Source organism: Acinetobacter sp. QJM3NY_42 (assembly GCF_056173745.1).
The window spans coordinates 128,891-148,502 of record NZ_CM149689.1; the positions used below are offsets into that span (position 1 = coordinate 128,891).

The window sequence follows — 19,612 nt, forward strand, 5'->3', positions numbered from 1 at the left end:
ATTTGATTCGAAGCTAAAGATTACAGAATTTAGTAAATGGAAGGTTCAAGAATCCTGGTTTATTAACTTCTGTGATTTATCACAGTTGACTGCAGTCCGACGAGGATGCAGTGAATCATTAACAGATTGGCAAATTTGAGTCTGAAATAAATTGTTCAACTCATTCAATAGACGTTACAGGGTAACCTGTTAACTAACGTAGATTGAACTGAGAACTAGCAAATTAACTGAATCAAGCGTTTTGGTATATGAATTTAGATTGAAGCTGTACAGTGCTTAAATGCACAGTACTCTAAACTGTAATGTTGAAGTTGCTCCTTGTAGGTAACGTCGACTGTTTGGGGTTGTATAGTCAAGTAATTAAGTGCATGTGGTGGATGCCTTGGCAGTCAGAGGCGATGAAAGACGTGATAGCCTGCGAAAAGCTTCGGGGAGGTGGCAAATATCCTGTGATCCGGAGATGTCTGAATGGGGAAACCCACTTACCATAAGGTAGGTATTGCATGATGAATACATAGTCATGCAAGGCGAACGAGGGGAAGTGAAACATCTCAGTACCCTCAGGAAAAGAAATCAATTGAGATTCCCTCAGTAGCGGCGAGCGAACGGGGATCAGCCCATTAAGTTATGTGTGTTTTAGCGGAATGCTCTGGGAAGTGCAACCGTAGAGGGTGATAGTCCCGTACACGAAAGGGCACACATAATGATGACGAGTAGGGCGAGGCACGTGAAACCTTGTCTGAATATGGGGGGACCATCCTCCAAGGCTAAATACTCCTGACTGACCGATAGTGAACCAGTACCGTGAGGGAAAGGCGAAAAGAACCCCTGTGAGGGGAGTGAAATAGATCCTGAAACCGCATGCATACAAGCAGTGGGAGCACCTTCGTGGTGTGACTGCGTACCTTTTGTATAATGGGTCAGCGACTTATATTCAGTGGCGAGGTTAACCGAATAGGGGAGCCGTAGAGAAATCGAGTCTTAATAGGGCGTCTAGTCGCTGGGTATAGACCCGAAACCGGGTGATCTATCCATGAGCAGGTTGAAGGTTGGGTAACACTAACTGGAGGACCGAACCCACCGTCGTTGAAAAGCCGGGGGATGACTTGTGGATAGGGGTGAAAGGCTAATCAAACTCGGTGATAGCTGGTTCTCCCCGAAAGCTATTTAGGTAGCGCCTCGGACGAATACCATTGGGGGTAGAGCACTGTTTCGGCTAGGGGGTCATCCCGACTTACCAAACCGATGCAAACTCCGAATACCAATGAGTACTATCCGGGAGACAGACTGCGGGTGCTAACGTCCGTAGTCAAGAGGAAAACAATCCAGACCGCCAGCTAAGGCCCCAAAATCATAGTTAAGTGGGAAACGATGTGGGAAGGCATAGACAGCTAGGAGGTTGGCTTAGAAGCAGCCACCCTTTAAAGAAAGCGTAATAGCTCACTAGTCGAGTCGGCCTGCGCGGAAGATGTAACGGGGCTAAAACTATGTGCCGAAGCTGCGGATGCACATTTATGTGCGTGGTAGGGGAGCGTTCTGTAAGCCGATGAAGGTGGATTGAGAAGTCTGCTGGAGGTATCAGAAGTGCGAATGCTGACGTGAGTAACGACAAAACGGGTGAAAAACCCGTTCGCCGAAAGACCAAGGGTTCCAGTCCAACGTTAATCGGGGCTGGGTGAGTCGACCCCTAAGGCGAGGCCGAAAGGCGTAGTCGATGGGAAATTGGTTAATATTCCAATACTTCTGTGTAATGCGATGAGAGGACGGAGAAGGTTAGGTCAGCCTGGCGTTGGTTGTCCAGGTGGAAGACAGTAGGCATGCATCTTAGGCAAATCCGGGGTGCTCTATGCTGAGAGTCGATAGCAAGCCAGTTTACTGGCGAAGTGGCCGATACCATACTTCCAAGAAAAGTCTCTAAGCTTCAGTTACACAGGAATCGTACCCGAAACCGACACAGGTGGTCAGGTCGAGTAGACCAAGGCGCTTGAGAGAACTCTGCTGAAGGAACTAGGCAAAATGGTACCGTAACTTCGGGAGAAGGTACGCTGCTGATGGTGATAGGACTTGCTCCTTGAGCTGTCGGCAGCCGCAGAAACCAGGCCGCTGCAACTGTTTATTAAAAACATAGCACTCTGCAAACACGAAAGTGGACGTATAGGGTGTGATGCCTGCCCGGTGCTGGAAGGTTAATTGATGGGGTTAGCGTAAGCGAAGCTCTTGATCGAAGCCCCAGTAAACGGCGGCCGTAACTATAACGGTCCTAAGGTAGCGAAATTCCTTGTCGGGTAAGTTCCGACCTGCACGAATGGCATAATGATGGCGGCGCTGTCTCCAGCAGAGGCTCAGTGAAATCGAAATCGCTGTGAAGATGCAGTGTACCCGCGGCTAGACGGAAAGACCCCGTGAACCTTTACTGCAGCTTGACACTGAACTTTGACCTTACTTGTGTAGGATAGGTGGGAGGCTTTGAAGTAGGGACGCCAGTTCCTATGGAGCCATCCTTGAAATACCACCCTGGTAATGTTGAGGTTCTAACTCTGACCCATAATCTGGGTCGAGGACCGTGTCTGGTGGGTAGTTTGACTGGGGCGGTCTCCTCCTAAAGAGTAACGGAGGAGTACGAAGGTGCGCTCAGCGTGGTCGGAAATCACGCGTAGAGTATAAAGGCAAAAGCGCGCTTAACTGCGAGACCCACAAGTCGAGCAGGTACGAAAGTAGGTCTTAGTGATCCGGTGGTTCTGTATGGAAGGGCCATCGCTCAACGGATAAAAGGTACTCTGGGGATAACAGGCTGATACCGCCCAAGAGTTCATATCGACGGCGGTGTTTGGCACCTCGATGTCGGCTCATCTCATCCTGGGGCTGAAGCAGGTCCCAAGGGTATGGCTGTTCGCCATTTAAAGAGGTACGCGAGCTGGGTTTAGAACGTCGTGAGACAGTTCGGTCCCTATCTACCGTGGGCGCTGGAAATTTGAGAGGATCTGCTCCTAGTACGAGAGGACCAGAGTGGACGAACCTCTGGTGTACCGGTTGTGACGCCAGTCGCATCGCCGGGTAGCTATGTTCGGAAGGGATAACCGCTGAAAGCATCTAAGCGGGAAGCCTACCTCAAGATAAGATTTCCCCGTGACTTTATGTCACCTAAAGAGCCGTTCAAGACCAGGACGTTGATAGGTTGGATGTGGAAGCATAGTGATATGTGAAGCTGACCAATACTAATTGCTCGTGAGGCTTGACTATACAACACCCAAACAGTTGTATACAAAGCATCAATCGATTCATAAATATGCAATATCCCTTGATTCAGCCTGATGCTGGAACATACAATTCAGACCCAGATCTGCCCTCTGTTAATAACTCATTTGGACTAAAGTACGGCATATACTGCACCGCAGTTAAATCAGACCCGAACAAGTCCATCAACAGTTGTGCTGGCGACCATAGCAAGAGTGAACCACCTGATCCCTTCCCGAACTCAGAAGTGAAACCTCTTAGCGCTGATGGTAGTGTGGGGTTACCCATGTGAGAGTAAGTCATCGCCAGCTCATTATTCCGAAAAGCCCCCTCATTGAGGGGGCTTTTTTTATACTTAGAGGGTTTATATAAAATAATAGTTAATTTGAGATATCATTTTTCAGTTCAATATCTCTTTAGTCTTATAAATTTGGCTTATATCCTTAAGTAACTGTTAAAATTCATAAATTTAAATATAGACTGGGTAGTTTTTTAAATTTTTTGATTTAAATGTTGATTTTTTATTCAAGTCAAGCTGACATTTTATATCACATCTTCGTTTTAATGCTTTTAGGGTATGTTTTTATACCTTTAGGGTTTTAGACAAAAAGTGAATCATAATTCATTTTAGTTGAAATTATAAACTCACAGTGGAGGTGAGAACTAATGTCAACTAACATAATAAATGTCAATACGGTTATTGATCATGCCAAATTTAAGCCCTTTCATATGACTATAGTATTGTGGTGCTTATTTATTGTCATTTTTGATGGTTATGATCTGGCAATTAATGGTGTTGCTCTACCTTTATTAATGCAAGAGTGGAATATGACTGCTGTACAGGCAGGCATGCTGGCCAGTACTGCTTTAGCGGGGATGATGTTTGGTGCAATGCTGTTTGGAATGCTAGCCGATAAGATTGGCCGAAAAAAAGTTATTTTGATCTGTGTCACTTTATTTAGCGGATTTACTTTTTTAGGTGGTTTTGCTTCAAACCCGACTGAATTTGGTATTTTACGTTTTATTGCCGGGCTGGGTATAGGCGGAGTGCTGCCTAACTTGGTTGCGCTTACATCAGAATATGCGCCTCAAAAATTAAGAAGTACTCTGGTTACTACCATGTTCAGTGGCTATGCCATGGGCGGTATTATGGCAGCATTATTGGGGGCTCAGTTTACGCCGACCTTTGGTTGGGAGATCATGTTCTATATTGCAGGTATTCCTTTACTGATTTTACCAATCATATGGAAGTTTTTGCCTGAATCTTTAACTTTTCTGGTTAAAAAACAACAGCAGGATAAAGCCCGTAAGATTGTTCAAAAGATTATGCCTCAGGAAAGTATGACCTTACAGACCCAGCTGGTCTTAAATGAAGTTAAAGTTCCAGATGCCTCAGTTGCAGCTTTATTTAGACAGGGACGTGGTATGAGTACACTACTGTTCTGGAGCTGTTTTTTCATGTGCCTGCTTATGGTATATGCATTAGGTAGCTGGTTACCGAAACTAATGATGGCTGCTGGTTACTCTCTGGGAAGCAGTTTAATATTTCTGATGTCTATGAACATTGGGGCAGTAATTGGTACGATTGGCGGGGGGATTCTGGCAGATAAATTCCATCTGAAACCGGTAATCATTGGAATGTTCTTGATGGGGGCACTGGCTTTGGTTGGATTAGGATTTAATTCACCACCAGCCGTAATTTATTTACTGGTAGCTTTAGCGGGCGCTTCAGCAATTGGCAGCAGTATTCTTCTCTATAGTTATGTTGCTCAGTACTATCCGTTAGCAGTACGTTCGACTGGAATTGGCTGGGCTTCAGCAGTTGGGCGGATTGGTGCAATTGTTGGTCCGATTTTGATTGGTTTCCTATTGGGTATGGAATTACCACATAAAATGAATTTTCTTGCAGTTGCTATACCGGCAGTCATTGGAGCAATAGCAGTGGCTTTAATTAAAGTTGTACCGATGAGTGATGAGGTAACGGAGCCTGTTATTCCGATTAAAAAACCGCGTCGCATTGTAGAGCTCTAAAACTGTGATTAAAAAGCCTCAACTGAGGCTTTTTATTTTTATTAAATATTTAGAATAAAATAGAGCGGCCCGATCATCCTGACCGGGCCGCTCTATATATCTGTTTAGATAGTATCATTCGGTACAACCGGAAAAGTTTCCTGTCTATTACTTTATAACTGTTGTTTTATGCATTAGAGATATTCTATCTCTATATATTTATATATTAGTTTAAAGCTGATAAAGACTATAGCTGTAGAAAGCCTTATATCCTCTAAGCCAGAGATGACAAAAATTTATTATTTTAAAGATAACCAAGTTTTTATGTGACTGGAGATAATTTTCTCTATTTCATTTTCTGTAATAAGATCGTCATTAACTTTTCATCTTATTGTCGTTAGATTTTCATAATTGATTGCTTTAATTAAACAAAAATTTTTATAAGTACATATGATGAATAAGAAACTTCTATCTCTGCTTTGTCTTACAGCTCTCAGTTTAAGCGCCTGTAATGATGATGATCATGATCAGTTCTCTTCACCAGAAACCCTTACAGTACCTACCCTGATTTCATTTGCCAAACTTCCAGTTTCAACTTATGCAGAAGGCCCCGACTCAGGCGCTGCCGTATCGGGGGCTAATGGAATTTATCCGCCCTTTAAAGGGCAGCCTGTACAGGGTTTCTCAGCTGCAGTTAAAAATAATGATGGCAGTTATATGGCCATGTCAGATAATGGTTTTGGGACTCAAAACAATTCAGCTGACTATTTGCTAAGAATTTATAAAATTAAGCCTGATTTTAAAACCAAGACCAAGGGAACAGGGCAGGTGTCTGTTCAGGATTTTATCCAGCTACGTGATCCGAATAAGTTGGTTCCTTTTGAAATTGTAAATAACAATACACCAGATCGTCTTTTAACTGGGGCGGATTTTGATCCGGAATCAATGCAGCGAGTAGCCGATGGGACTTACTGGATTGGTGATGAGTTCGGACCTTATTTACTGCATTTTTCTGCAGAAGGCGTACTGCTTGATGCCCCTATTCCCCTTCCGCATCCTTTAATTAAAGGACAGGAGCTACGATCACCACAGAATCAGCTCAACAAGGCAGGAATTAACTATATCGAACCACTGATTCAGCAAAGTGGCGGATTTGAAGGCATGGCACTTTCTAAGGATGGCCAATATCTTTATCCATTACTGGAAAAACCATTAAAAGGTGATGCCAGCGGCCAATTGATTATTTCCCAGTTTGATCTAAAGACTAAATCCTATACCGGAAAATACTATCTGTTCACGCTGGATAGCAAGGCTTCAGCGATTGGAGACTTTCAGCTCTTTAATAATCAGGAAGGCATAATTATTGAGCGCGATGCCAGCCAGAATAATCTCGGTAGCTATAAGAAGCTGATCAGGATCAAGCTGGGTGAGTCCGGCAAGGTAATTGAGCGTGAAGAACTGCTGGACTTAATTAAGATTGCAAACCCGAACCAGCTTTATACTTCGGTACGTGATGGAGACATTGGTACAGGCACACAGTTTGCTTTCCCATTTGAAACTATTGAAGATGTCGTTATTGAAGATGGCCGTACCCTGACCGTGTTAAATGATAACAATTTTCCGGGTTCGAGCGGTCGTAATGCTAAACTTGCCGATGATAATGAAATTATCCAGATCCGGTTGCCGAAAGCTTTATATTAGTCTGGAAAAAATATGTAACGCTCATCTATGTGAAAATCAAGTCACTTTAAACTGATTTAAACAGGCGTATACTCATCAGGCATAAGGAGCTTTTATGTCTGAATCTGTAGAGTCGCAGTCTTATATCGAGTATGGGACGCGACCTTTTTTTGCTATTCTACTTTCATTATTTCTGGCAGGCTTTGCCATATTTTCATCATTGTACTGTGTACAGCCAATGATGCCTTTCCTTGCCAAGTTCTTTGCTATCAGCCCGACCCATAGCAGTTTCCCGCTCTCATTCTCCACTATTGCACTGGCACTTGGCCTGTTGTTTGCCGGACTGATTTCAGACCGTTATGGTCGTAAGCAGGTTATGGCAATTTCCCTATTTTCGACCTCAATATTGTTGCTGGTCAGTTCCTTTCTGCCTTACTGGGAAGTTTTTTTAAGTACCCGAATGTTAATTGGCCTGGCTGTAAGTGGTGTTGCTTCAGTAGCCATGACTTATATCGGTGAAGAAATTGCACAAAAAGATGTCGGCTTTGCCATGGGGCTATATATTTCAGGGACAGCAATTGGTGGCATGAGTGGTCGTCTCATTGCAGGCGTACTGCTAGATTTTATTTCTTGGCAAACTGCCACAATGATCATTGGTGTGCTTAACCTTATCATTGCTATTGTATTTTATATTGCCTTGCCCGCTTCACGGCACTTCAAGCCTTATCCGATCAATTTTTCGAGGTTTAAGCAGTCATTCACCAAAAATTTATCAGACTCAAAACTTAGGCTCCTGTTTGCAGAAGGCTTTTTATTGATGGGCTGTTTTGTAACGGTCTTTAACTATATTAGCTATCATTTACTGGAAAAACCGTTTGAACTCTCTCAGACTTGGATTGGCCTGATTTCAATTGCCTATCTTTCAGGCATCTATAGTTCACCGCGGGCTGCAGGTTGGGGTCGTAAATATGGTCGGGGTAAAGTTTTACCAGCCATGTTTATCTGTATGATCCTGGGGTTATGGATTATGCTGATTCCCTCAATCTGGTGCATATTGCTGGGTCTGCTGATTTTTACCTTTTCTTTCTTTGCAGCACATTCTACAGCCAGTAGCTGGGTATCTGTACAGGCTTTACAGTATCGGGCAGTCGGCTCTTCACTTTACCTGTTCTGCTACTATCTGGGTTCAAGCGTATTAGGCAGTAGTGGCGGGCTGGTTTGGGAAAACTGGGGCTGGGGTGGTTTAACGGTGATAATTACCCTGTTTCTTGGTCTCGGTCTCATCATCTCATTAGGTTTAAACCGCAGCTGACCCTCTTTTATTATTCTTATTAAAACTGCGGGTATGAGTATTTTAATTTCAAAAAATCGTTTTTGTACAAAGATTAGCCGATCGAAATTGTATCTCCTTGTTTATACAATTCTTATAGTCGAGAAAGATGAACAGGTTTCATGTTAAAATGATCGGCTTTCATCTTTGATCTTTTTTTTGATCTTCCATCTGCCAGCCGAGAATTGCTAGCCATGTCTACTGCTTATACCGCTCAGACTGCGCCAAAAGCGTTGTTTGATTACGACAAATATTGGGCGTCATGTTTTGAACCTGCGCCATTTTTGCCGATGTCACGCGAGGAAATGGATCAACTCGGCTGGGATAGCTGCGACTTTATTTTAGTTTGTGGCGATGCCTATATTGATCATCCTTCATTTGTGTCCGGAATTATCGGACGCGTATTAGAGGCACAAGGTTTTCGGGTTGGTATTATTGCGCAGCCAGACTGGACCAATGTCGATGCCTTCCGCGCGTTGGGTAAACCGAATATTGCCTGGGGTGTAACAGCAGGTAATATGGATTCCATGATCAACCGCTATACGGCTGACCGTAAAATCCGTTCAGATGACGCCTATTCTCCAGACAATGTACCTAACAAACGTCCAGACCGTGCAGCAACTGTTTATTGCCAGCGCTGCCGTGAAGCTTTTCCAGATGTTCCGGTCCTGTTAGGCGGAATTGAGGGGTCACTACGCCGCATTGCACATTATGATTACTGGTCAGATAAAGTCCGTCGCTCTATCTTAATGGATTCGAAAGCTGACCTGCTCATGTACGGCAATGGTGAGCGTTCAATTATCGAAGTAATGCATCGTCTGGCCAAAGGCGAAAAGATTCACGAGATTACTGATGTTCGTGGTACAGCATTTATTATTAATAAACATAATCGTGCCTCCAAGGCCCAGTTTATCGAAATTGCCTCGAATGACGTAGATACGGTGGGTCGTGTTGATCCTATCATTAACCCGTATGTAATGACTGAAGATATTGATGGCTGTGAAATTGAAAAAGATAAGGGGAATTCACTAACCCAATATCAGAATTTCCAGAAAGAAATTGTTCATAATCCGATCGTGCGTGAAGGGGACCAGCTTGAACCGGATACACAAATTGTGCAATTGCAGCCAGCATCCAAAGCCATTAAACACAAGTTACCTCCACGTGAGCTGGCAGTAATTCGCTTGCCTTCATTTGAACAAGTTGCAAATGATCAGGTGCTGTATGCCCATGCTAACCGGATTCTGCACTTGGAAACTAATCCTGGCAATGCGCGTGCACTAGTGCAGCGGCATGGTGAGCGTGACGTATGGCTAAATCCGCCGCCGATTCCATTGACTACTGAAGAAATGGATTATGTATTTGACCTGCCATATGCACGTCTGCCACATCCATCCTATGCCGATGCACGCTTCCCGGCTTTTGATATGATCAAGTTTTCGGTAAACATCATGCGTGGCTGTTTTGGAGGTTGTACGTTCTGCTCAATTACAGAGCATGAAGGACGGATTATTCAAAACCGTTCGGAAGAATCAATTCTGCGTGAGGTTGAAAAGATTCGGGATACCGCGCCGGGCTTCACAGGTATTATTTCAGATTTAGGTGGCCCTACTGCAAATATGTACCGTTTGCACTGTAAAGACCCTGAAATTGAGAAAAACTGCCGTAAACCTTCATGTGTCTATCCGGGCGTTTGTCAGAATCTGCATACTGACCATGCTCCATTGACTCAGCTTTACCGCAAAGCACGGGTGATTAAAGGAATTAAAAAAATTCTTATCGGTTCGGGACTGCGCTATGACCTTGCCGTACTCAATCCCGAATATGTGAAAGAGCTGGTACAGCACCATGTGGGCGGCTATCTGAAAATCGCACCAGAGCATACTGAGAAAGGTCCATTATCGAAGATGATGAAACCTGGTATTGGTACTTATGACCGCTTTAAACAGATGTTTGACCGCTTTAGTAAAGAGGCAGGTAAAGAACAGTACCTGATACCTTACTTTATCGCTGCGCATCCGGGTACAACTGACTATGACATGATGAACCTGGCGGTCTGGCTGAAAAAGAACGGTTTCCGTGCCGATCAGGTCCAGACCTTCTATCCGTCACCTATGGCGACGGCTACGACCATGTATCACACCAGTAAGAATCCACTGGCAAAAGTGGCACGTTATACTGAAGATGTTGATATTGTAAAAGGTGAAAAGCGTCGCCGCTTACACAAGGCTTTCTTGCGTTATCATGATCCAAATAACTGGCCAATGCTTCGTGAAGCTTTAAAAGAAATGGGACGTCAGGATCTGATTGGTAATTCCAAACAGCATTTGATTCCAACCTATCAGCCGCAAGGGACGGAGGGCGAATATAAATCGGCGCGCAAAAAGAACTCGACAGTAGCTGGTGATTCACAAAAACGTGTTACCGGTGTAAGAGGACAAGGACAAAATCAGGGTCAGGGGCAGAACCAGCGGCCGAAAAAAGGGCAGATGCTGACCCAGCATACAGGTTTACCGCCACGTGAAACAGGTGAGAAGCGCCCTTTTGAATTGACCAAAAATAAGCGTAAAGGTAAATTCAAAACTCCCCATTAATTGATCAAGGCACTTCGGTGCCTTTATTTTTACACTCGATATAATTCTGATACGGATAACATTCGGTAAAGAAAAAACTGTATAAATAGATTGCTTACTGTTTATATCTATTTAAGATAAAACAGATAGACAGGAATATGACCAACTGACTTGCTCTTACCACCAAAATCATTTAAGTTGGACCGGTGAGTTTTAAATTTTTAACTAGAATAAAGCGGTTATAAACCGAGCTGATTATAAAAATAGATTAAAGGATTAATATTATTATGTTTTACCTGATTATAGCAGGCCTTATTGCACTGTGTGTTATAGCAGTCATGCTCTTTAACAGACTCAAGCCCCGTGACAAATATGATAGTGCGCTCAAACGCCGTGCAATTTTCAGTCCTGCCCAACAGTTGACTTTTAACCGCCTGCAACAGGTATTACCAGACTACTATATTCTGGCTCAAGTTTCTTTCGATACATTACTCACCACTAAATATAATCATACCCGTATAAAATATCAGCATATGATTGCTGACTTTGTGATTTTAGATCGAGAAAGCCAAATTTTTGCAATTATTGAGATTGATGATGCATTGAGTTTAAAAAAATTAAAATATCAGCATTATCAGTGTAGTTTACTTGAAACGGCAGGTTATAAGGTGGTGCGTTATAAAGGTGTACCTGAGTATGAGCAGCTTCGTTCTGATTTTTTGGGAAAGCTACTGCTAACAGGAGTAGCTTCCTCCCGGTCTCCCCGGTTTGAAAATATTATGCACTACCGAGATTGTGTAAGACAGTATTAGTAATATTAAGCTGTGATTTTTAATAAATTCTATAAAACTGTATTAAGACACCCGATAGACGTCAGGTGCCTGTACTGGTGATCATGAGGTTAGGGTAAAACTGCCGTAACAGTCATTTCAACCAATACATCTGGAGCATAAAGTTTAGCTTCAACACAGGTTCGTGGTGGAGCGGCCCCTTCTGGTACCCAAGCATCCCATACTTCATTCATGGCAGCATAATCCTGCTCAATATCCTTGAGAAATATAAGTACTGACATAATATGGGATTTGTCTGTACCTGCCTCAGCCAGTAGCTTGTCAATCAGCTCTAGTGTTTGGCGTGTCTGTCCCTGTATATCTAGACAGGTATCTTCAGCCAGCTGACCGGCCAGATGTACCAGCTGGCCACTAATAGTCACTTCACTAAAGCGTGGAGTGGTATGCAGACGTTGTACAGGCATGTTTTACTCGACATTTAATTCATGAATGATGAGTTACCATAACATGCAGCTATTTCTCAGTAAAATTGGAAATGAAAAGTAAATTAAAATCGAATTATTAAAAACAAAAAATGAATGGGAGGAGTTATAAGAAAATATTGTGCAGTTTTACGTGTTATACCCTGACTGTCGAGTTGCCCTGTAACATTCGGATTTGATCGTCACGCCAATCACAGGACAGCATGCTAAAAGTAAAGGTGATTTCTAGCATCTCAAAGTACATGGATAAATGTACTGCACTGTCTAGAGTACCTTAATCTGTAGAAAAAGCGAGCACAAGTTGCCGGATTTTTCTTCGGTTGATGAAAGAATAACCAGAAATAGACCTCACCATAAACTCAATTGGTTTTCCTGTTGTGCTTGTTGCAGCTGGTATACGCCTACACCAACCAGACGGAACAGTGAATTTTCACCAATATGCATTTCTTGTAATAGCAGCTCTACGGCTTGGGCAAACTCTAGGACAGAACGTAGTGGCAGGCGGAAGCTTTTACTGTGTTGCAGGGTCTGAAAATTTTTAAGTCGCAGTTTTAAACTGATCCCGCAGGCAACCAGATTCTTATTGATGAGGGATTGCCAAACTTTTTCAACCAGTATTGGCCAGTAAGAATTACATTCCTGCAAACTTAAGTCTCGATCAAAGGTAATTTCCTTGGAAATCTGTTGGCGCTGTCGATTGGCCTCTACCGGACGATGGTCAATCCCTTGGCCATAGAGATAAAGCTGCCGGCCATATTTACCAAAATGCTGAATAAGAAGACTTTCTTCAACCTGCTGTAAGTCTCCCAAGTTATCTAGCTTTAACTGCTGCAGTTTTTGCTGCATGACTTTACCAACACCCGGGATTTTCTTTAGGGGCAGGTCTTGAATAAAAGCCTGAACCTGATGAGGTTTAATTACACAAATGCCATTAGGCTTGTGCCAGTCGGAAGCAATTTTAGCCAGAAATTTGTTAGGAGCGACGCCAGCTGAAGCAGTCAGATGAAGTGTTTTAAAAATATCTTCACGAATCTGCATTGCTACAGCCGTAGCACTAGGCAGGTTTTTCAGATTTTCAGTGACATCCAGATAAGCTTCATCTAGTGAAACCGGTTCAATTACCGCAGTGTATTGCTGAAAAATGTGATGTATCTGGGCTGAAATAGCCCGATATTTAGCAAAGTCCGGCTCAATCACATACACATCAGGACATAATTTTCTTGCTTGAGTCATCGACATGGCTGAACGCAGACCAAAACTGCGGGCTGGATAAGAAGCAGCCGCCACTACAGCACGGGGGTGGTGGGAGGCAATGACCACAGGCAAATGTACTAGTTCCGGCCGCTCCCGCAGCTCAACTGACGCATAGAATGCATCCATATCGATATGAATAATCTTGCGCATCAGAGTTCAGGACTCAGACCGATATTTTTCAGATAACGCTGCCATTCTGCGGGACTGCCCCGGTAGGCATTCAAATCTACCGGTTTGGGAATTCCCTTAATTTTCCCCTGACGGCTGTACTGCCAAAAGCTCCAGGCACGTTTATCCTTCAGCTCGGGCATTCCATCATAATCACGAATCCAGAGTGGGGTATGTGGAAAACTGTCGGTTAGTACCAGATGATAAAAGTTTTTGGATACATAAAATATGGGCGGCTTGCCATAGTGTGTTTTCAGGCGGTCATGCATCAGCTGGATTTCTTTAAGTAACTGCTCCTTGGTATAGGTATTAATACAGTTACTATCGTATTCAAGATCAATTACCGGAGCAAGCGCGTCTGCTTTATGCGGTACAGTCTGTATAAAATTATCGGCCTGTACTGCGCCATTACGGCATAGGCGGTAAAAATGATAGGCGCCTACGCGTAAGCCTTGTTCGCGTGCAGCCAGCCAGTTGTGCTGGAATTTACGGTCCTGAAAATCTCCTCCTTCTGTCGCCTTTAAATAGACAAACTGATAGCGCTTGGGAGAAATTTGCTTCCAGTCAATATCACCCTGATGATGCGAAACATCAAAACCCTGAACAGGGAATTCTTCTCCCGCCTGTGGCCGGTTGCTAAATACACTCAGCAGTACTAAACCCAGTAGCAGCAGGCTTCCAACAACGGCCAGCATCCATGACCAGGCAATTTTTGGCGAAATAGTCTGAGGCATAACTTAGCAGGTAATAGGCAGAAGGCTTAAGCATAAACTGCTTCTACTAAAAGTTCGAGTCAAATTCAGGACCCCGGCTGTATCTGCTTTTCATCTGGAACACGCCAAAAGATCAGCATTGCCAAGATATTGATCAGACCCAGGCAGATCAAGGCAGAATGAAAGGCCTTGCTAACATCAACTGGACCATAGTAATTACTAAAAATATTAATCAGTGTACCAGCCAGCGCTACCCCGATACTCATGGAGACCATCTGAATCATGGAAAGAAAGCTATTACCTTTACTGGCATCCTGCTGGGGCAAATCTTTTAGGGTCAGAGTATTCATTGATACAAACTGCAGGGAGTTAAGCAGACCCATTACCAGAAAATGTAAAGTTCTTAACCAGATGGGTGTATCGGCAGTAGTCAAGGCAAAACTGGCAATAGTTAAACCGACCAGACAAGTATTGGCAATAAGAAAACGGCGATAACCAAATCTTGAAATCAGCGGCCTGATCAGTGGTTTAGAAATCAGGGAACCCAAAACCAGTGGAATCATCATCAGACCGGTCTGTAGCGGACTGATATCAAATGCAACCTGTAACATTAAGGGCAATACAAAGGGAATTGAATTTCCACCGAGCCGTGCAAAAAAGTTACCTAATATTCCAATTGAAAATACAGGATTTTTTCGGAACAGGCTGCTACGGAACAGGGCATTCTGATGCCAGTGTGCATGCGTAGCATATGCCATCATAGCGATGGCTCCTACAGCAAATAATATCCAGCCTAAGCTATTGGAGTAGTTTTCATTAGAAATCACTTCAATAGACAGTGATATACCGACCATACTCAGCACAAGCAGAATAAAACCACTAAAGTCAAATGAACTGACATTGGCTTCGGTGACATTCGGCATGGCTTTAAAGGTCATGATACAGCCGAGCAGACCAATCGGAACATTAATCAGAAAAATCCAGTGCCATGAAAATGCTTCAACAAACCAGCCACCGAGAGTAGGGCCCATCAATGGCCCAAGCAGCCCTGCCAAGCTCATCAGGCTCATGGCTGAGAGGAATTGTGTGCGCGGAATAATTTTCAGCATAGATAGCCGGCCGATGGGCAAAAGTAAAGCAGCACCAGCGCCCTGAATTACCCGGAAAAACAACAGCTGGTTCAAGTTTTCAGACAGACCACAGCCCAGTGAAGCTAGGGTAAAAATTACAATGGCTGAAAGATAAGTATTGCGCACACCAAAACGGTCAGCCAACCAGCCACTTAGTGGAATACAGGCTGCTGAGGCCAGTACATAGGCCACCACTACACTATGCATCTTGAGCGGGTCTTCATTCAGCTGCTCGGCCATTGACGCAATTGCCGTATTGACAATGGTGGTGTCCAGACCTTGCATGAAGAAGCCGATCGATACCAAAAAAACTAAAAGACGGTATTCAGCTTGTACAGGTTGATGCTCAGCGGTAACAGCCATAATATTATAAATAATGATATTTTTTGATAGTTTATCGAATCTAGAATAAAAGTCCTGTAGTGCTCTGTACTTTCTCAGTAATGATTAATTTGCAAATAAGCCTCACATTAAAATATTTTATTTATTCTTTAAAGGTAAATTTCTCAAAAAATTCTCGTCATCAGAATGTTATGAAGCTGCAATAAAAATGTCATAATCTTGTCACAGCCGACCGCTTGGGGCAGTCGTGATACTTATTTTTCAAGAGAATCCTGACCTCTATGACAATCGAAATTTTTATGATTGTAGGCTTCTGTCTAGCAGCTTATTCAATTGTCGGAAATGATGTGCCGCAAACCTTAGGTACGTTTATTTCATCCAATACACATCGTCCCTGGTGGGTACTGTGGTTATATACTAGCAGTATTCTAGCGGTAGTGCTGATGTATGGCTGGTGGACTTCGGGTATCGGCGATGCTTCTTATGGACGTCTGGAAACCATTCCCTTTCCTGAAGAAGGAATTACCTGGTTATATATAGTTCCTCCCATATTACTGATTCTGCTCACGCGCTACGGTATTCCGGTCAGTACTACTTTTCTGGTTCTTACTATTTTCTCGCCAAGCAGTCTGGGTTCAATGCTGACCAAATCGATGATGGGTTATGCAGTGGCTTTTATTGTGGCAATTTTGGTTTATCGATTTGTCATTAAAAGAATCTCTGTTTATTTTAGCCAGACCCGGCATCATCCTACCCCCAAATTCTGGGTTGGTCTGCAATGGGTCTCGACTGCATTTTTATGGAGCCAATGGCTGATTCAGGATCTGGCCAATATTTTCGTTTATGTTCCCCGTGTAGTTCCTTTTGGTTTTATGATATTTGCCATTTCAGTCTTTATTATTTTGCTTGGCGTTATTTTTTACCAGCGCGGCGGGAAAATCCAGAATATTATTGATACCAAAACAGGTGTAGCAGATATTCGCTCAGCCACCATTATTGATTTTATCTATGCCTTTATTCTGCTGGTGTTCAAGGAATGGAGCAATATTCCGATGAGTACCACCTGGGTCTTTTTGGGTCTCCTGGCCGGACGTGAGTTTGCCATGTCAATGCACCTGGTTGAAGTAAACCGGCACCGGACTTCACGCAATGTCAGTAAAGATGCCATGAAGTTGCTCTTCGGACTGGCTGTAAGCGTACTTTTGGCAACCACCTTACCTTGGCTCTATCAGCTCATTTCGGGGACATAATATTAAAAAAACGGGCCTAAGCCCGTTTTTTACAGTTAGTTGACTAAATTGCAAAGCGGCTTGGACTGTTCAGGTTCTTCATTGCATTAAAGATGGCTTTACTGTGTTCACACACTACAATTTTGGCGCGATGCTGAGCAGGCAGAAAACCTTCTTGTACTGCATGATCCAGCTGGTTGATCAGTGCATTATAAAAACCATTTACATTATATAAAATCATCGGCTTCTGGTGCTGATTCAGCTGCCCCCAAGTGGCAATTTCCAGAATCTCTTCAAAGGTACCCAAACCACCCGGCAGGGCAACAAAAGCACTGGCTCGTTCTGCCATGAGTGCTTTACGTTCATGCATGCTTGCAACAATATGCAGCTCTGTTAGCTGGTTATGGGCAATTTCATAATCCAGCATAAATTCTGGAATTACCCCTACGACTTCACCGCCAGCTTCCAATACGCTGTCAGCCACTTGACCCATCAGGCCGATACTGGCACCGCCATAAACGATGCCAAACCCATGTTGTGCCAGTCCTTGGGAAAGTTCAATTGCTTTTTCACGGTAAATTGGATTGTTGCCCGGACGCGAACCACAATATAAAGCTACCAAATGCTGAGTTGTTCTTGGTTCAGGATTAACTGGGGCATTTCTCATTTCTAGTACACTATTCATCATTATATTTTTACCTTAGCATGTTCTTTTTTCTCGCTCTAGCTCTAGCTTAAGTAAAAAATATGACATCTTCAGTAGAAGGCTATAATGGTTTTAGATAGGGTTTGTATCAAGTTGGTGAAGAGCACAAGATTGAAAAACAAAAAAGATGAATTTCTAAAAAATCTTGCCTATACTGAAAATCTGTTAAACAACATATTGATCAACATGGGCAGTGGTTGTAGTCGCTCCGAATATCCTGACTTTTATAAAGAAAAAATAGTGACCCGAATCCGGGACTTCAGTAACAGTTCTCCAAGAGAAAGTGTAAGTCGCCAGCAGGAGCATGTTCAATGATTTTTGAATGGATGTCTGATCCTTCTGCTTGGGTAGGCCTGGTTACTCTGGTCGTTCTGGAAATTGTACTGGGTATTGATAACCTGGTATTTATTGCCATTCTGGCTGAAAAACTGCCGCCACATCAGCGAAATACCGCGCGTATTTTGGGTCTGATCCTGGCTCTGGGGATGCGGCTGATCCTGCTTGCTTCTATTGCCTGGGTGGTCACCTTAACTGATCCTCTCTTCCATATTTTTGATCATCCGTTTTCCGGCCGTGACTTGATTCTGCTGTTCGGTGGGGTATTCCTGCTCTTTAAGGGGACTATGGAACTGCATGAACGGATTGAAAGTAATCATGCACATAAAGAAGAAAATCCAGTACATGCGGCTTTCTGGATGGTTATTGTCCAGATTGTTGTGCTTGATGCGGTATTCTCGCTTGACAGCGTGATCACGGCAGTAGGCATGGTGAAAGAGCTTTCGGTCATGATGATTGCAGTCATTATTGCTGTGGGAATCATGTTGTGGGCATCTAAACCACTCATGGAGTTTGTCAATCGCCACCCGACCGTAGTGATCCTGTGTCTAGGCTTCCTGATGATGATCGGCTTTTCGCTGGTGGTTGAAGGCTTTGGCTTCCATATTCCAAAAGGCTATCTGTACGCTGCAATTGGCTTCTCGGTGCTGGTAGAAATGGTCAACCAGACCATGCGTCGTAACCAGGAAAAGCTGGTAACCACCACCGATTTACGTTATCGCACTGCCTCAGCAGTGATGCGGATGCTCGGTGGTAAAAATACCAGCAATAGTAATGAGTCACCATCAAACGAGCCGGAAGATGTGCTGGCAACACGCGCTTTTGCCGATGAAGTCTTTGATGAAAAAAATGGTGTATACCACAGTGTAATGGTACAGGGCGTACTTGGACTTGCCGAAAGACCGGTCAAATCCGTGATGACTCCACGTCCAGAGCTTGAATGGATTGATCTGGATGAAGATGCTGAAGTCATTAAAGAGCGTCTCTTAAGCATGACACATTCCCGCCTGATTGTGGCGCATGGAGAGCTTGATAATATTGCCGGTATTGCATTGACCCATAAGGTCCTGAATGAATACATTGAAACCGGGACTCTAAATTTCGAAAAACATCTGCGTGAACCGGTGATTGTGCATGAAAATGCTCAGGTTCTGATGGTAATGGAACAGTTACGTCAGGCACCCTTACAGATGGCAATTGTTTTAAATGAATATGGTTCTATTGAAGGTATCGCTACACCGATTGATGTACTTGAAGCCATCGCCGGTGAATTTCCAGATGAAGATGAGCTGGAAGCGGCTGCAGAGAGCCTCGAGGATGGTTCACTGATGCTGGAAGGCTCAACCGATATTCGACATGTTTCCTTATTGCTGGGCCGTAATTTGGTTGACGAAAGTGAGCAGTATTCAACGTTATCGGGTTATATGCTGTATCACTTGGGCCACTTACCTGTAAATGGTGAAAAGCTACTGGCAGATGGGCATATCTTTGAAGTGGTCACCATGGACGGTCATAAAATTGAGAAAATCCATATTATGACCAGTGACCAGCCGGCATCTGATGAAGAATATCGTTAGAAGCTGCATTAGAAAATTCGCTACAATAGCCCCTTCATAAGGGCTATTTTTTTTGGA

The 19,612-nt window shown here is 43.6% G+C and carries 12 protein-coding genes and 2 rRNA genes; 9 read left to right on the forward strand and 5 right to left on the reverse strand.

From position 1 onward, the window contains the following. Positions 1-350 precede the first annotated feature (350 nt). From AC0VYT_RS00610 to AC0VYT_RS00640, 7 genes are all read left to right on the forward strand, one after another. A 23S ribosomal RNA gene (locus tag AC0VYT_RS00610) occupies positions 351-3,240 on the forward strand. A gap of 190 nt (positions 3,241-3,430) precedes the next feature. Next, positions 3,431-3,545 (forward strand): 5S ribosomal RNA (gene rrf, locus AC0VYT_RS00615). 355 nt (positions 3,546-3,900) lie between these two features. Continuing rightward, positions 3,901-5,265, forward strand: a complete 1,365-nt coding sequence (locus tag AC0VYT_RS00620) for an MFS transporter (protein WP_005017246.1) — start codon at positions 3,901-3,903, stop codon at positions 5,263-5,265. 429 nt (positions 5,266-5,694) lie between these two features. Further along, entirely contained in the window at positions 5,695-6,945 is a 1,251-nt protein-coding gene (locus tag AC0VYT_RS00625; RefSeq protein WP_005017242.1) for an esterase-like activity of phytase family protein, read from the forward strand. Between the two features lie 94 nt (positions 6,946-7,039). After that, positions 7,040-8,236, forward strand: coding sequence for an MFS transporter (locus AC0VYT_RS00630; RefSeq protein ID WP_005017240.1), 1,197 nt, complete (start codon positions 7,040-7,042; stop codon positions 8,234-8,236). Between the two features lie 212 nt (positions 8,237-8,448). Further along, positions 8,449-10,848: a YgiQ family radical SAM protein gene (locus AC0VYT_RS00635; protein WP_005017238.1), complete on the forward strand. Its 2,400-nt coding sequence runs from the start codon at positions 8,449-8,451 to the stop codon at positions 10,846-10,848. Positions 10,849-11,114: 266 nt separating this feature from the next. Further along, on the forward strand, positions 11,115-11,639 hold the full coding sequence (locus tag AC0VYT_RS00640; protein WP_005017235.1) for a DUF2726 domain-containing protein: 525 nt from the start codon (positions 11,115-11,117) through the stop codon (positions 11,637-11,639). An 89-nt stretch (positions 11,640-11,728) separates the two neighbouring features. Here AC0VYT_RS00640 and AC0VYT_RS00645 read toward each other — a convergent pair whose 3' ends face one another. The 4 genes from AC0VYT_RS00645 to mdtD all read right to left on the reverse strand — a co-directional run bounded on the left by AC0VYT_RS00645 (position 11,729) and on the right by mdtD (position 15,728). Beyond that, positions 11,729-12,082, reverse strand: a complete 354-nt coding sequence (locus AC0VYT_RS00645) for a RidA family protein (RefSeq protein WP_005017234.1) — start codon at positions 12,080-12,082, stop codon at positions 11,729-11,731. A 366-nt stretch (positions 12,083-12,448) separates the two neighbouring features. Then, positions 12,449-13,504: a DNA polymerase IV gene (gene dinB, locus AC0VYT_RS00650; RefSeq protein WP_005017231.1), complete on the reverse strand. Its 1,056-nt coding sequence runs from the start codon at positions 13,502-13,504 to the stop codon at positions 12,449-12,451. Further along, positions 13,504-14,256 carry a glycoside hydrolase family 25 protein gene (locus AC0VYT_RS00655; protein ID WP_005017227.1) on the reverse strand — a complete coding sequence of 251 codons (753 nt, stop codon included), beginning with the start codon at positions 14,254-14,256 and terminating at the stop codon, positions 13,504-13,506. The genes dinB and AC0VYT_RS00655 overlap by 1 nt, the downstream gene beginning before the upstream one ends. 65 nt (positions 14,257-14,321) lie before the next feature. Next, positions 14,322-15,728 carry a multidrug transporter subunit MdtD gene (gene mdtD, locus AC0VYT_RS00660; protein ID WP_005017226.1) on the reverse strand — a complete coding sequence of 469 codons (1,407 nt, stop codon included), beginning with the start codon at positions 15,726-15,728 and terminating at the stop codon, positions 14,322-14,324. A 260-nt stretch (positions 15,729-15,988) separates the two neighbouring features. Here mdtD and AC0VYT_RS00665 point away from each other — a divergent pair, with 260 nt between their 5' ends. Next, complete coding sequence (locus AC0VYT_RS00665) at positions 15,989-16,957, forward strand: hypothetical protein (RefSeq protein ID WP_005017223.1); 969 nt, start codon at positions 15,989-15,991, stop codon at positions 16,955-16,957. 43 nt (positions 16,958-17,000) lie between these two features. Here the strand turns inward: AC0VYT_RS00665 and AC0VYT_RS00670 are convergent, their stop codons facing one another. Continuing rightward, positions 17,001-17,624, reverse strand: coding sequence for an LOG family protein (locus tag AC0VYT_RS00670; protein WP_005017221.1), 624 nt, complete (start codon positions 17,622-17,624; stop codon positions 17,001-17,003). Between the two features lie 329 nt (positions 17,625-17,953). Here AC0VYT_RS00670 and AC0VYT_RS00675 point away from each other — a divergent pair, with 329 nt between their 5' ends. Next, complete coding sequence (locus AC0VYT_RS00675; protein WP_005017213.1) at positions 17,954-19,555, forward strand: TerC family protein; 1,602 nt, start codon at positions 17,954-17,956, stop codon at positions 19,553-19,555. Positions 19,556-19,612: the final 57 nt, after the last annotated feature.

Coding starts and splice junctions, on each gene's coding strand:
- AC0VYT_RS00655 (WP_005017227.1), bottom strand. CDS start 14,256: ATGCCTCAGACTATTTCGCCAAAAATTGCCTGGTCATGGATGCTGGCC.
- AC0VYT_RS00620 (WP_005017246.1), top strand. CDS start 3,901: ATGTCAACTAACATAATAAATGTCAATACGGTTATTGATCATGCCAAA.
- dinB (WP_005017231.1), bottom strand. CDS start 13,504: ATGCGCAAGATTATTCATATCGATATGGATGCATTCTATGCGTCAGTT.
- AC0VYT_RS00630 (WP_005017240.1), top strand. CDS start 7,040: ATGTCTGAATCTGTAGAGTCGCAGTCTTATATCGAGTATGGGACGCGA.
- AC0VYT_RS00670 (WP_005017221.1), bottom strand. CDS start 17,624: ATGATGAATAGTGTACTAGAAATGAGAAATGCCCCAGTTAATCCTGAA.
- AC0VYT_RS00645 (WP_005017234.1), bottom strand. CDS start 12,082: ATGCCTGTACAACGTCTGCATACCACTCCACGCTTTAGTGAAGTGACT.
- AC0VYT_RS00635 (WP_005017238.1), top strand. CDS start 8,449: ATGTCTACTGCTTATACCGCTCAGACTGCGCCAAAAGCGTTGTTTGAT.
- mdtD (WP_005017226.1), bottom strand. CDS start 15,728: ATGGCTGTTACCGCTGAGCATCAACCTGTACAAGCTGAATACCGTCTT.
- AC0VYT_RS00675 (WP_005017213.1), top strand. CDS start 17,954: ATGATTTTTGAATGGATGTCTGATCCTTCTGCTTGGGTAGGCCTGGTT.
- AC0VYT_RS00625 (WP_005017242.1), top strand. CDS start 5,695: ATGATGAATAAGAAACTTCTATCTCTGCTTTGTCTTACAGCTCTCAGT.
- AC0VYT_RS00640 (WP_005017235.1), top strand. CDS start 11,115: ATGTTTTACCTGATTATAGCAGGCCTTATTGCACTGTGTGTTATAGCA.
- AC0VYT_RS00665 (WP_005017223.1), top strand. CDS start 15,989: ATGACAATCGAAATTTTTATGATTGTAGGCTTCTGTCTAGCAGCTTAT.